The 12545-nt window shown below is 62.2% G+C and carries 11 protein-coding genes; 3 read left to right on the top strand and 8 right to left on the bottom strand.

Translation table 11 applies throughout. The features are described 5' to 3' along the window. The first annotated feature begins 37 nt into the window (after window positions 1–37). The 3 genes from ACR9Y2_RS26000 (at window position 38) to ACR9Y2_RS25990 (ending at window position 2610) form a co-directional block, all read left to right on the top strand. Entirely contained in the window at window positions 38–538 is a 501-nt protein-coding gene (locus ACR9Y2_RS26000) for a hypothetical protein (protein WP_435044640.1), read from the top strand. 5 nt (window positions 539–543) lie between these two features. Beyond that, window positions 544–771, top strand: coding sequence for a hypothetical protein (locus tag ACR9Y2_RS25995; protein ID WP_435044639.1), 228 nt, complete (start codon window positions 544–546; stop codon window positions 769–771). 159 nt (window positions 772–930) lie between these two features. Continuing rightward, complete coding sequence (locus ACR9Y2_RS25990; RefSeq protein ID WP_435044638.1) at window positions 931–2610, top strand: carboxylesterase/lipase family protein; 1680 nt, start codon at window positions 931–933, stop codon at window positions 2608–2610. A gap of 102 nt (window positions 2611–2712) precedes the next feature. On the opposite strand, the gene ACR9Y2_RS25985 is transcribed toward ACR9Y2_RS25990, so the two are convergent. The 8 genes from ACR9Y2_RS25985 to ACR9Y2_RS25950 form a co-directional block, all read right to left on the bottom strand. After that, a complete protein-coding gene (locus ACR9Y2_RS25985) occupies window positions 2713–3669 on the bottom strand; it encodes a substrate-binding domain-containing protein (protein WP_435044637.1) in 957 nt (318 codons plus the stop codon). A 124-nt stretch (window positions 3670–3793) separates the two neighbouring features. Further along, window positions 3794–4393: an NAD(P)H:quinone oxidoreductase gene (gene wrbA / locus ACR9Y2_RS25980; RefSeq protein WP_435044635.1), complete on the bottom strand. Its 600-nt coding sequence runs from the start codon at window positions 4391–4393 to the stop codon at window positions 3794–3796. Window positions 4394–4482: 89 nt separating this feature from the next. Next, a complete protein-coding gene (locus ACR9Y2_RS25975; protein WP_435044634.1) occupies window positions 4483–5895 on the bottom strand; it encodes a DUF1501 domain-containing protein in 1413 nt (470 codons plus the stop codon). 8 nt (window positions 5896–5903) lie between these two features. Continuing rightward, a complete protein-coding gene (locus tag ACR9Y2_RS25970) occupies window positions 5904–9026 on the bottom strand; it encodes a DUF1553 domain-containing protein (RefSeq protein WP_435044633.1) in 3123 nt (1040 codons plus the stop codon). Between the two features lie 128 nt (window positions 9027–9154). Further along, window positions 9155–10657: an NADP-dependent phosphogluconate dehydrogenase gene (gndA, locus tag ACR9Y2_RS25965; RefSeq protein WP_435044631.1), complete on the bottom strand. Its 1503-nt coding sequence runs from the start codon at window positions 10655–10657 to the stop codon at window positions 9155–9157. Window positions 10658–10755: 98 nt separating this feature from the next. Then, window positions 10756–11256 carry a hypothetical protein gene (locus ACR9Y2_RS25960; RefSeq protein WP_435044630.1) on the bottom strand — a complete coding sequence of 167 codons (501 nt, stop codon included), beginning with the start codon at window positions 11254–11256 and terminating at the stop codon, window positions 10756–10758. Window positions 11257–11335: 79 nt separating this feature from the next. Continuing rightward, window positions 11336–11803 carry a GyrI-like domain-containing protein gene (locus ACR9Y2_RS25955; protein ID WP_435044629.1) on the bottom strand — a complete coding sequence of 156 codons (468 nt, stop codon included), beginning with the start codon at window positions 11801–11803 and terminating at the stop codon, window positions 11336–11338. 29 nt (window positions 11804–11832) lie between these two features. After that, window positions 11833–12435, bottom strand: coding sequence for a DUF4126 domain-containing protein (locus tag ACR9Y2_RS25950; protein WP_435044628.1), 603 nt, complete (start codon window positions 12433–12435; stop codon window positions 11833–11835). Window positions 12436–12545 lie beyond the last annotated feature (110 nt).

Genomic DNA, 12545 nt, shown 5'->3' with positions numbered 1-12545 from the left:
GGATGCGGGCACCACCTCTATAATTGCGACACGTCTCATGGCTACTGGGAAGATCGCAGTTCTGGCAGTGGTGCTCGCGGGCTCTGTGTTGGAAGCTGGCGCACCACTGGACGGCGTTTGGCGGAGTATCGGCTGGGGCGACGTTTATGTCGTTCGCGGTGACTCCTGGCAGACTTTCGAGGTGACGGCCTCGACATGCGTCGCGGGTTTTTCGGCGCGGCGAATGAAGGGCTCCGGGGATCACTTCCGGGCGATAGACGTCGCGGAGTTCTCAGTGGCCGATGAGCCGGACGGGCTCCGCAAGCGACTGATCCGTGCGGGGGAAATCAACAGCCTCCTGATGGAACGGGTGGCCGAGGTGCCGGCGGCCTGCGCTCCGATAACTGCCAATACGCCACTGGGCAACTTCGATGTGTTTGCGCGGACATTTGCCGAACAGTACATCGGATTTGGTTTGCGGGGTGTCGATTGGGCGCAGCGAGTGGCGGAGCAGCGAGCCAGGGTCAGGCCGGAAACGACTGCGGCGGGCAGCGGGTGATGCGTGTGGGCGAGAGTACGCAGGGCGTGTTTTGCGATCCGCTGTCACGCCGTCTTCCAAATGGTTGGAGTTTCGCGCTGCCGAATGCGGCTCATCGCGATGCGGTCGACCGGGCGTACGATGTGACGGGGGTGCCTCCGGATGTGCCGGTACGAGTGTTTGCGAAGGAAGACCTGCGGAACGGGCGGGATCCGGGCATGGCGGAGGCACTGCGGATTCTTGCGATCCACTAGGGTGGACTGAAGCCTGACCGGTGTCGCACCGAACCGGCGGAGCGGCGTCCCGGCCGGATTGCAGAGGGGGCGCATTCGCCGCAAGCCGGGTATAGACTGTCTGAAGCCGGGACCGCCCGCCAGGAGCAGCCGCGGCCAGAATGCGAGGCACTCACAGAAATGAAAGCAAACAGACGCGATTTCATGCAGGCACTGGGCACGGGTTCCGCCGGACTCGCCGTGGGAGCGGCTGCCCTCACGACTTCTCCCGGCATTGCGCTAGCGAAAGGCAACGACGGGCAGTTGTTGCAGGTGGGTGACAATATTGCGGTCGCCAACACTCAATATGGCAAGGTCCGGGGCTACATTCTACGCGGTATCCACCATTTCCTCGGCATGCCGTATGGAGCGGACACCTCGGGAGCCAACCGGTTTATGCCTCCGCGTAAACCTGCACCGTGGACCAATGTGTATCCAGCGTTGTTCTATGGCAACTCGGCTCCGCAGAACATGGACAACCGGTATGCGAATCAGTTCGCCTCTTTCCGGGACCACTGGAACTACGGCGATGTCAGTGAAGACTGCCTGCGCATCAATGTCATGACGCCGGCCATCAACGATGGAAAGAAGCGGCCGGTGCTGTTCTGGATTCATGGCGGCGGGTTCACGGCGGGCAATGCCATTGAGCAGGATGGCTATGGCGGTGAGAACTTTGCGCGCCTCGGCAATGCTGTGTTCTGCTCGATCAACCACAGGTTGGGGCCGCTTGGTTTCTGTAACCTGGCCGGAGTGGGTGGCGAGAAGTTCGCCGCGTCCGGCAACGTCGGCATGATGGACATTGTGGCCTCGCTGGAATGGGTGCGTGACAACATCGCGAACTTCGGCGGGGATCCAGGCAACGTCACCATCATGGGGCAATCCGGAGGAGGCGCGAAAGTGTGCATTCTCACGGCGATGCCGTCGGCAAAGGGCCTGTTCCACAAAGCAGTTGTCCTGAGCGGAGCATCCCGAAGATCCGGTGAGAAGGCCTTCTCGGAGAAACTGGGGGCCGCGGTGGTGAAAGAGGCCGGACTGACCGCCTCGGATCTGGAGAAGCTCCAGGCCATGCCCTGGAAGGAGTTCTACGCGATTGCCACGAAAGCGCAGCAGGCCGTGGCGCGGGAAGCGGGGCCGGGCGGCGGGATGATGCGCGGGTTCAGTCCCGTGGTGGACGGCACGATTCTGCCGCAGCATCCGTATGATCCCGTAGGTGCGCCCACTGCGGCCAATGTGCCGATGATCATTAGTTCGGTGGAGAATGAGCAGTCGCCAAGCTGGACGGATTCTTCGCTCGAAGCCATCACGCTGGCGGATGTGGCGGAGAAGGTGAAGCTGCGGGCGGGCTTTGGCGCAGGCTTCGGCGACAAGGCGAAGGACGTAGTGGAGTCGTATGCCAAGGCGTTTCCGGGCAAGACGCCGGCGGAGATCTGGTCGCTGGTGAGCAGCAACCGGCAATCGGTGGTCGCACTGGCGGATGTGAAGTCAAAACAGCCGGCGCCGGTTTTCGTGGACTGGTTTACCTGGCAGCCGCCGTTGTTCGACGGCCGCGCGCGAGCGTTCCATTGCGTCGATATCTGCTTCTGGTTCTATAACACCGACGTGATGCTGACGCACACGGGCGGGGGTCCGAGGCCGAAAGCCCTGTCAACGAAGATGGCCGGAGCCCTGCTGCAGTTCATGAAGACAGGCGATCCGAATGGCGGCGGGCTGCCAACCTGGCCGAAGTACACATCGGCGAAGGGCGAAACCATGGTCCTGGATGACGCCTGCAAGGTGGAGAATGATCCGGACCGGGAGGCGCGGAAGGCTTTGCCCAGCTAGCACGAGAAACGGGGAACGGATGTCCAATAAGGAGCCGTTCCCCGCGTATTCTGTGTTTGAGCTGTAGGTCCGGCCAGTTGGTGCAGTGGGATCCGATCTGGATTAGTGCTTTACCTCGGCCAGATTCGACTTATCCACCAGCATCGTACCGGTGTCCATAAACACCGGGTAGGGCGCCTTCGGATCGGAGGCGTTCGGTTTCCCCGCGGCCGCCTGCTTCTCCAGGACAATCCCAGCCAGGGTCTTCAAGCCGTAATAGCCCATGGTGTATGGTTTCTGCATGAGGGTAGCGGCGATCTTGCCCTTCTCGATCCAGCCGAGGGTGCTGGCCGCGGTGTCCATGGCGATGATGATCTTGCCTTCCACTTTCTTCCGTTCCAGCACTTCGGCGATCTCGCTGCCGGACAGGGATTCGAGGGAGACGAACGCATCCACGGGGGTGTTCTTGTCGATGAGTTCGGTAGTCATATCAAAGGCAACACGCGCGTCGCCCTTCATGTCGATGACCTGGGCGATCTTGATGCCGGGTGAAGAGGCGAGAGCGGCGCGGTAGCCGTTCAAGCGCTCCTCGATGTTCTTCTGGTTGGCGATGCTATAGAAGACGACATTGCCCTTGCCGTTGAGGAGTTTGGCGAGCAAGCCGCCGCCCATCTGTCCAGCCTGATAGTTATTGGTACCGATGAAGAAGAGCCGCTGGCTTTGCGGAGCATCCGAGTCGATGGTGATGACCGGGACGCCTGCTGCGACAGCGGCATCGATTTCCGGCCGGAGTACAGTGGAATCGCCAGGTGAGATGAGAATACCTGCAGGTTTGTTGCCCATGATGCGCTTGAATTCCGCCAGTTCCGACTTGGCATCGTAGACATCGGGGCCAATGAGTTCAGCCTGGACATTCAATTCGGTGGCGGCTTTCGCCAATCCGGCGCCGGCTTCCTGCCAGTAGGGAATCTTCGGATTAGAGCAGACCAAATAGTATTTTTCGCTGGGCTGGTGGCGGGGGCCACCACCGCAGCCGGTGAGGGCGAGAACTGCGAATGCGACGGTTAAGGTGTGTTTCATGGTGACACTCTCTCCGTTCACTATATTCCTATTGACCCCACCGGTTGCCGCGCCAGGGTAGCCGCCATCGTACTGTGGGGGCGCGGTTGGCAAGCCCGACTCCCCCACCACGGGATTGCTTGAACTAGCCCTTCAATTTATTCGCGACTTCAGCAATCCTGCGCCCCTGGTAGCGGGCCCCATTCAATTCGCGTTCCGAGGGCTGCCTGGAGCCGTCCCCATCAGCAATCGTGGTGGCCCCGTAGGGTGCGCCGCCAACGATTTCGTCCACGCCCATTTGCCCCGCGTAGCCATAGTCCAGGCCCACAATGATCAGGCCAAAGTGGAGCAGGTTGGCAATGATCGAGAACAAGGTGGTCTCCTGCCCCCCATGCTGCGTGGCGGATGACGAGAACGCTCCGCCGACCTTCCCGTTCAATACACCGCTCAGCCACAACTTGCCCGCCTTGTCGAGGAAGCTTGCCATCTGCGAGGCCATGCGGCCAAAGCGGGTGCCCACCCCGATGACGATGGCATCGTAGTTCGCAAGCTCATCGATGGTGGCGATGGGGGCTTTCTGGTCGAGCTTGAAGTGCGCGGCTTTGGCGGCTTCCTCGGGCACCGTTTCCGGAACCCTTCGGATGTCGACTTCAGCGCCCGTACCCCGTGCGCCTTCCGCGACAGCCTCAGCCATCTGCTCGATGTGGCCATAGCTGGAGTAGTACAGAACAAGAACTTTGCTCATGATTGATCCTTCCCTTTTGATTCATGGCCGACGGACGCCTGGTGAAGCGGATCCAGCAAGGCGTACTGCAATCCTGAGGTCTCGTGGTGCTAGCTGAGCACAGGCTCCACCAGTTCTCCGTGCACATCCGTCAACCGGAAATGCCGACCCTGGAACTGATAGGTGAGCTTCTTGTGGTCGATGCCCAGGCAGCGCAGGATGGTCGCCTGCATGTCGTGCACATGCACTGGATCCTTCACGATGTTGTAGCTGAAATCGTCCGTTTCGCCAATCCGCACACCCGGCTTCACGCCGCCGCCCGCCATCCACATGCAGAAGTTTCTCGGGTGATGGTCGCGGCCGTAATTCGACTCGCTCAGGCGGCCCTGGCAGTAAACCGTCCGGCCGAATTCCCCGCCCCATACGACCAGAGTGTCCTCCAGCAGGCCGCGTTGTTTTAGGTCCGCCACCAGCGCCGCCGTGGGCTGATCGGTGCCCCGGCACTGCAGCGCCAGATCGCGCGGCAGGTCGTTGTGCTGGTCCCAGCCGCGGTGGTAGAGCTGGATGAAGCGCACGCCGCGCTCGGCCAGACGGCGCGCGAGGAGGCAGTTTCGGGCGTAGCTGCCGGGTTTCCTCGACTCCGGGCCGTACATCTCGAACGTGCTCTCGGGTTCCTTCGACAGGTCGACCAGTTCCGGCACGGAGGTCTGCATCCGGTACGCCATTTCGTACTGCGTGATGCGGGTCTCGATTTCCGGATCGCCCACCTGCTTGAACTTCATCTCGTTCAACTTGCCGATGGCATCCAGCATCGAGCGCCGGTTCTGCTTCGTGATGCCCTTGGGGTCGGAAAGGTACAGGACGGGATCCGCGGATGCCCTGAATTTCACGCCCTGGTAGTTGGACGGCAGGAATCCGCTGCCCCATAGTCTGGAAAACAGCGGCTGGTCGGTATTCAGGGCATGCGCCTGGCTCACCATCACTACGAACGCCGGCAGATTTTCGTTCTCGCTGCCCAGGCCGTAGCTCACCCATGCGCCGATGCTGGGGCGGCCGGGCTGCTGGCTGCCGCTCTGGAAGAACGTGATGGCCGGATCGTGGTTGATCGCTTCCGTATGCACGGTCTTGATCAATGCCAGATCGTCGACGATCTTTGACGTGTACGGCAGGAGTTCGCTCACCCATGTTCCCGTCTGCCCGTACTGCTGGAACTGGAACATCGACGAAGCCACGGGAAACGTCGCCTGGCCCGAGGTCATGCCCGTGATGCGCTGCCCGTTCCTGACGCTGCCGGGCAGATCGACGCCCTGGAACTTCTTCATCTCCGGCTTATAGTCGAAAAGGTCCATCTGCGAGGGGCCGCCCGACTGGTGCAGCAGGATGACGCGCTTCGCCTTGGGCGGGACATGAGGCAAGCCGGGCAGGCCGGGAATGCCATGCTTCGTTTCAGCTCCAAACAGATGCGACAGCGCGGCCACGCCAATGCCCATGGGCAATCGAGTGAGGAGTTCGCGGCGATTCATATTGTCATCTACTCCTTCGTGATCGTCTCGTCCAGGTTCAAGAGCACCGTGCACAGATTCGTCCAGGCAGCCAGCACAGCCGGTTCGACCTTGCGGTCCACGGCCGATTCACCGATCTTCAGCAGCTCTTCTGCGCCGCTCGCATTCTGTTTATAGCTGGCCATTTCGCCCTTCAAGGACGCGCGCAGCACCTGCAGTTCCGCGCTCGAGGGCGGGCGCGCAGTCACCTGCGCAAATGCCTCGCGCAGCCGCTGGTCGTCGGTCTCTTTCTTCTCCAGCAGATTCTGCGCCAGGTTCCGGGCCGCTTCGATATAAGTGGGGTCGTTGAGAGTGACCAGCGCCTGCAGCGGAGTATTCGTCACCGCACGTCGGGAGGTGCATCTTTCGCGATCGGGCGCGTCGAACGTGTTCAGGGATGCCGGCGGAACCGTCCGTTTCCAGAAGGTGTACATCGACCTCCGGTAGAGTTTGTCCCCGTGGTCCTGTTTATACTCCTGCGCTGAAAAGGCTTCCCCGAAGGCCAGCTCTTCCCAGAGTCCCGGCGGCTGGTAGGGCAGAACACTGGGCCCGCCGATCTTTTCCTTCAACAGCCCGCTCACCGCCAGCGCGTTGTCGCGTACCATCTCAGCCGGCATGCGGAAGCGCGGGCCACGGGCCAACAGGCGGTTCTCCGGGTCCTTTTCGTGCAGGGCCGGACTCACCTTCGAAGTCTGGCGGTAGGCCGCCGAAGTTACGATCAGCCGCTGCATGCCTTTGACGTCCCAGCCAGTCCTGACAAACTCCGTCGCCAACCAGTCCAGCAGTTCCGCGTGCACCGGCGGCTCGCCCTGCGAACCAAAATCTTCTGAGGTCTTCACGATGCCGGTGCCGAAGTACATCTGCCAGTAGCGATTCACGGCCACACGCGCTGTCAGCGGGTGGTTGGGATTCACCAGCCATTGCGCCAGCGCCAGACGGTCAGCTTTCGCGCCGACCGGCAGCGGCGGCAGCATCGACGGTACGCCGGGCGTGACTTTCTCCACCTTGTTCGTGTAGTCGCCGCGCCCCAGCAGGAAGGTCTCGCGGGGCTTGGCCGCCTCTTCCATCACCATCGTGGTGGGGATCTGTTGTTCCAGCAGTTCCTTCTGCTCGCTCAATTTCTTGAACTCAGCGTAGGCCCGGCGCCATTCCGCCGGACCTGCTTTCGTCAGGTAGTATTCGCGAAGCCGCCCATACTGGTCACCAGACCGTTTGCCGGTTGTCGCCAGCAGAACTTCGGCCGGGTACTCGACCGCCAGCCGCAGCGCCTCTTCCTGGTTCACCGCTCGACCGTAGATCCGCAGATCATCCAAACGGCCCCGGAAGAAGCCGCCCGTGGAGGTATTGTTCAGGTCGATGGGGCCGTTGACGTCCACCGGCCCGCTGAGTGTCTGTTTCTCGACCAGCAGTTTCGACGGCTCGCCATCCAGGAACAGTGTGACCTGTTTTCCATCGCTGACCAGGGCCGCGTGATACATGCGCCCCTGTTCAATCCACTCGTCTGACCGCAGCGCGTATTCCTTGGCCGTCCCGTCGAACCACCGCACTTCCAGGTGATGGCCGCGACGCAGTCGGGGCAGCGTTTCCGGTACGCCGAAGCCGACCTCGAAGCCTTTCTGGCCTTCGAGCTGCTGGAACATCTTCGATTCCTTCTGCCGTCCGATGCGGAACCAGAAGGCCAGGGTGAAGGGCTTGCCCGGCTCCAGGACGCCAGCCGGCCAGCGGATCTCGGTGGCGGCATCGACGTCGGCCGCCCGGTTCACCGGGGCGCCGGCGCCGTAGGTAAGATCGCCCTTCAAGACCCGCCCGTTCCGGTAGTGGCCGCTGATGTCGGTCAGATTTCCGTCCAACTCGTACCAGGCCCGCAGACCTTCCGTTGGGGAGGCAGGATTCATGCCCTCGAAGTTCTTCTTCTCCCAGAGCCACTGGCCGAGCATCAGGTCTTCCGGAGGCAGTTCGTCCATGCGTGCCTGCAGCGCCTGCTTCAGCTCCGCCAGTTGCTTCTCCTGGGCATCATCCGGCAGGGCGAGCAGCGGCTCAGCATTGCCCTTCTGCCCGTCCAGCCCTTTCTCGGGCAGCGTATTGAAGAAAGCGCCGAAGCGGTAGAAGTCTTTCTGGCGGATGGGATCGTACTTGTGGTCGTGGCACTTGGCGCAGCCCAGGGTGGTGCCCATCCAGACGTTGGAGGTGGTCTCCACGCGATCGGCCACGTACTCCACCTGGTATTCCTCGGGAATCGCGCCGCCCTCGAAGTTGATCATGTGATTGCGATTGAAGCCCGTGGCCACGCGCTGCTCGCGAGTCGCATTCGTCAACAGATCGCCGGCCAACTGCCAGACTGTGAATTGATCGAAGGGCAGGTTCCGATTGAAAGCGGAGATCACCCAGTCGCGCCAGGGCCACATGTCGCGGTGCGAGTCGATGTGATAGCCGTGCGTATCGGAGTAGCGTGCGAGGTCCAGCCATTGCATCGCCATCCGTTCGCCATAGCGCGGGGACGCCAGCAGCCGGTCCACTACCTTTTCGTAGGCTTGCGGGCCTTTGTCGTTGAGAAAGGCGGTCACCTCGGCCGGGGTCGGCGGCAGGCCCGTCAGGTCGAAAGTCACACGCCGGATCAATGTGGCTTTGGAGGCTTCTGGCGACGGTTGCAGGCCCTCGCTCTCGATGCGGGCGAGCAGGAACGAATCGATCGGATTCCGAACCCAGTTTTTGCGCCGGGTGACCGGCTCAGCGGCTCGCTTGGGCGGCCTGTAGGCCCAATGCGTTTCCCACTTCGCGCCTTCGTCGATCCAGCGCCTGATTACCCCGATCTCATTGTCCGTCAGGGACATGCCCGAGGTGGGCGGCGGCATGCGCAGGCCCTTCTTCTCGTGGCTGATGCGTTTATAGAGCTTACTGTCGACCGAATGGCCGGGGGAAATGACACCTTTGCCAAAGGCACTTTCGCGGTCGTCAAAGCGCAGGCCGGCTTTGCGGGTTTTCTCGTCAGGGCCGTGGCATTGGAAACACTTGTCGGAGAGTATCGGCCGCACTTCGCGGTCGAAGTCGACGTTCTTGGCGCCTGCGGCCAGCAGAACGCCCGGTAAAACAGCAGTAATCCAGATAGCCCGCATCCCAGCCCGGCTCCTCAGTAAGTGATGCTTGTCATGTTATCTCAACACGGGCCGCATCACACCCCTACAAGCCCTGGTGCGCGCCCGGGTGGAACTGGCAAAACCACCCGGGCGCCTGAACTTACCTGTTACACATCGAGTTGCGGCCGCGACGGTTTCGGCCAATCGATGTGGAAGAATTTCCCGCGCGGCTGGTCCACGCGTTCGTACGTGTGGGCCCCGAAGAAGTCCCGCTGGCCCTGCAGCAGATTGGCAGGCAGGCGCGGAGCGCGATAGCTGTCATAGTAGGCCAAGGCGGAGAAGAACGTCGGGGCGGGTACGCCGTAAGTGGCCGCTGCAGACACCACCTTGCGCCAGTTCTCCTGGCAGCGATCGATTTCGCTCTTGAAGTAGGGATCCAGCAGCAGGTTCGCCAGCTTTTCGTCCCGGTCGTAGGCTTCCTTGATCTTCTGCAGGAAGCGAGCCCGAATGATGCATCCGCCGCGCCAGATCATCGAGATTTCACCGAAGTGGAGCGTCCAGCTGTACTCCTTCTGCGCCTCGCGCATCAGCTGAAAGCCTTGCGCGTAAGAACAGATCTTCGAGCAGTACAGGGCATCGTGAATGGCCTGGACCATGGCAGCCTTGTCGCCACTGAAAGTGGAGGCCGGCCCGGTGAGAATCTTCGACGCCGCCACGCGCTCTTCCTTCACCGCCGAGATGCAGCGCGCAAACACGGCTTCAGCCACCGTGGGCGCGGGCACGCCCATATCCAGGGCGCTGACCGAGGTCCACTTGCCCGTACCCTTCTGTCCGGCTGTGTCCAGGATCACGTCGACGATCGGCTTGCCCGTCACGGGATCGGCCTGGCCCAGGATGTCCGCCGTAATCTCGATGAGGAAGCTGTCGAGTACGCCTTTGTTCCACTCAGCGAAGACTTTGGCGCATTCGGGCGCCGTAAAGCCCAGCACGCCTGACATCAGGGCGTAGGCCTCACAGATCATCTGCATGTCGCCATACTCGATGCCGTTGTGGACCATCTTGACGTAGTGCCCCGCCCCGTCCGGCCCGATGTAGGTGGTGCACGGCACCCCGCCGGTGATGGGTTTGCCCGGCGCGGCGCCTTCCAGCGGCTTGCCGGAAGCCTCGTCCACCTTGGCGGCCACTGCTTCCCAGATGGGCCGGATGAATTCATAGGCCGCGGGATCGCCGCCCGGCATCAGGGAGGGACCAAAGCGCGCACCCTCTTCCCCGCCCGAGACGCCGGAACCGATGAAACGCAGGCCCTTGGCCTTGAGTTCGTGCTCGCGCCGGATGGTGTCGTTCCAGTTTGCGTTGCCGCCGTCGATGATGATGTCGCCGCTTTCCAGCAACGGGATCAGGCCGTTGATCACGGCATCCGTGCCGGCGCCGGCCTTCACGAGAATCATCACGCGCCGCGGCTTCTTCAGTGACGCTACAAACTCCTCGAGCGTCGCAAAGCCTTTCAGCCCGCCGGGCGTATTCGGGTTCTCCGCCACGAACTTCTCCATCGTGGCCGTTGTCCGGTTGTAGACAGAGATGGGGAATCCGTGGTCGGCCACATTCAGGGCGAAATTCTGGCCCATGACGGCGAGGCCAATGAGGCCAATATCAGAAATAGGTTCAGCCATAGCGCTCCTCTGCTGGATCTGTCCTTATGGTAGCCGCAACTACCGCAAGACAGCACTAGGAGGTATAGATTCGCTATCCGGGTGGACGGCTGCAGCAATCAGAGGCTGCCGGTGAACCGGGCTTTGACGCGGTTGGTCTCGACGGTCCGCAGTAGAGTGACGCCGTGTTTCAGGTTCGACCGCGACAGCGAAGCGCGGAACAGGCCTTCCGACGCGTGGTGGGGCTCCTGCAGCAGGTAGTGCAGCAGTTCGTGCGCCAGAACGCGCGCCATGGCCTTCGGCACGGCCGGCAGGTAACCGACATAGTTGGCGAGCTTGTCGCACTCCACTGTCATCAGCGGCTGCAGCACGCCGTCCAGGCTCTCTGTCGTGGCCAGCGCGCCGCCGGTCCATCGCGCCTGCCCGGCGCAACTGCCTTTCACATCGACATACACGACCCCGTCCACCGCGCCCAGGTACATCTCCCTGCTTTCGAGCACCACCTGATACCGCACCGGAGTGGCTGCATAGATGGCGTTCAGTTCCGCCTGGACGGCCGCTGGAAACTGCGGGCCGGCCGCAAAAGCGAAGTGGAGCAGGATCGCTACTGTATGGGTCATGGCGCTGGCCTCTATCTCCACGGACGAGAGGTAGCGGGATCGGGCCTAGCGCCGAAATGTGAAGAAGTGTGAGACTGCCCTAACTGGCCGCCAGCGGCTGTGCAAGCAGGGTGCGCCAGTCGGAAGGATCCGGCGTCTTACCGGGGTCAGTTACATAGGATTCCCAGCGAGGGCCGGCCGGCAGCCGCCCGTTCGACTCCAGCCATTCATCGAGCGCCATATGCGTTGCCGGAAGGCGCTCATAGACGCCTTCGTGGACCAGGGTCGCGCACGGACCGCCGGGCAGTTCCACGGCTTGTACCGGATCCTGTCCCTCGACCAGTTCCAGGATCGGCATACCGACCTCGATTTCCATCAGGCCCTGTTCGTCGAAATTCAGATACCTGGTGAAGGGCGCGCCGGAGATGGTGGCGCCGCGTTCCACCGCGCATTGCCAGACGGCCGGCAGGCAGCGATGCAGGACGGCCGCAATCTGGTCAGGAGCGGTGGTGGCGCGAATAACCAGGGCAGGTTGCGGGGCCAGTGTGAGGACGATCGGTTCCGGCATGGATACGCCTCCAGTTTACCCGCTGCGCGTCACGCCATGGACCAGCGGCGCAGCCGTTCAAAGCCGCTGCGCAGCAACCGCCAGATGCGGCGTGCGAGCCAGGCGAAGAGCACCAGGAAGCCGAGGACGAGAACCAGCGCAATCATCGGGTGCGCGGCGGTGAGCCACACCATGAACGGCGCGGCCGCATCGCCAATGAGGCTCAGCGCGACGTTCGAAAAAGGCTCGGGGCTATGGTTCACGGCCAGCCGCGTGGCCGCCTTGGTGGCGTGGCTCGACAACGCCACCCCGCCGCAAAGGATGACAAGCACCAGGCGCACGACTGGATCAAGATCCGCAAAGGCAGTGGCTGCCAGCACCACCGCCCCAACAGGCCGGATGATGGTGTGGACGGAATCCCATACGCTATCCACCCACGGAATCTTGTCGCCTACGAATTCGGCCGCAAAGGCGACACCGGCGGCGATCAGCACGGCCGGATGGGCCAGCACGTCCAGCCCGTGGAGGTCGGCCGGCAGTTTCAGGACGCCGAACCGGATGGCGAGTCCAAGGCCCAGAACGGTGGAATACAACCGCAATCCGGCGGCGAAACCCAACCCTAACGTGGTGGCCAGCAGATGTACCGGGTCCATAGCTTAGTCAATCCAGATGTCAGAACATGATACGCCGAATCGCCTGAATTCGTTCCGTGCGCCCTGGCGATGCCCATGCACTGCCTCGCACGCGATATCTTGGAACGGGA

Origin of the sequence: Paludibaculum fermentans, from assembly GCF_051172195.1 — a bacterium.
GTDB classification, from domain to species: Bacteria; Acidobacteriota; Terriglobia; order Bryobacterales; family Bryobacteraceae; genus Paludibaculum; species Paludibaculum fermentans_A.
The sequence above is the reverse complement of the archived record's forward strand: the minus strand, read 5'-3'. Positions and strand labels throughout refer to the sequence as shown.

What these genes read in the sequence shown, in the direction of transcription:
- ACR9Y2_RS25990 (WP_435044638.1), top strand. Translation starts at nt 931, where the DNA reads ATGAAAGCAAACAGACGCGATTTCATGCAGGCACTGGGCACGGGTTCC.
- ACR9Y2_RS26000 (WP_435044640.1), top strand. Translation starts at nt 38, where the DNA reads ATGGCTACTGGGAAGATCGCAGTTCTGGCAGTGGTGCTCGCGGGCTCT.
- ACR9Y2_RS25985 (WP_435044637.1), bottom strand. Translation starts at nt 3,669, where the DNA reads ATGAAACACACCTTAACCGTCGCATTCGCAGTTCTCGCCCTCACCGGC.
- ACR9Y2_RS25955 (WP_435044629.1), bottom strand. Translation starts at nt 11,803, where the DNA reads ATGCCGGAACCGATCGTCCTCACACTGGCCCCGCAACCTGCCCTGGTT.
- ACR9Y2_RS25960 (WP_435044630.1), bottom strand. Translation starts at nt 11,256, where the DNA reads ATGACCCATACAGTAGCGATCCTGCTCCACTTCGCTTTTGCGGCCGGC.
- ACR9Y2_RS25950 (WP_435044628.1), bottom strand. Translation starts at nt 12,435, where the DNA reads ATGGACCCGGTACATCTGCTGGCCACCACGTTAGGGTTGGGTTTCGCC.
- gndA (WP_435044631.1), bottom strand. Translation starts at nt 10,657, where the DNA reads ATGGCTGAACCTATTTCTGATATTGGCCTCATTGGCCTCGCCGTCATG.
- ACR9Y2_RS25975 (WP_435044634.1), bottom strand. Translation starts at nt 5,895, where the DNA reads ATGAATCGCCGCGAACTCCTCACTCGATTGCCCATGGGCATTGGCGTG.
- wrbA (WP_435044635.1), bottom strand. Translation starts at nt 4,393, where the DNA reads ATGAGCAAAGTTCTTGTTCTGTACTACTCCAGCTATGGCCACATCGAG.
- ACR9Y2_RS25970 (WP_435044633.1), bottom strand. Translation starts at nt 9,026, where the DNA reads ATGCGGGCTATCTGGATTACTGCTGTTTTACCGGGCGTTCTGCTGGCC.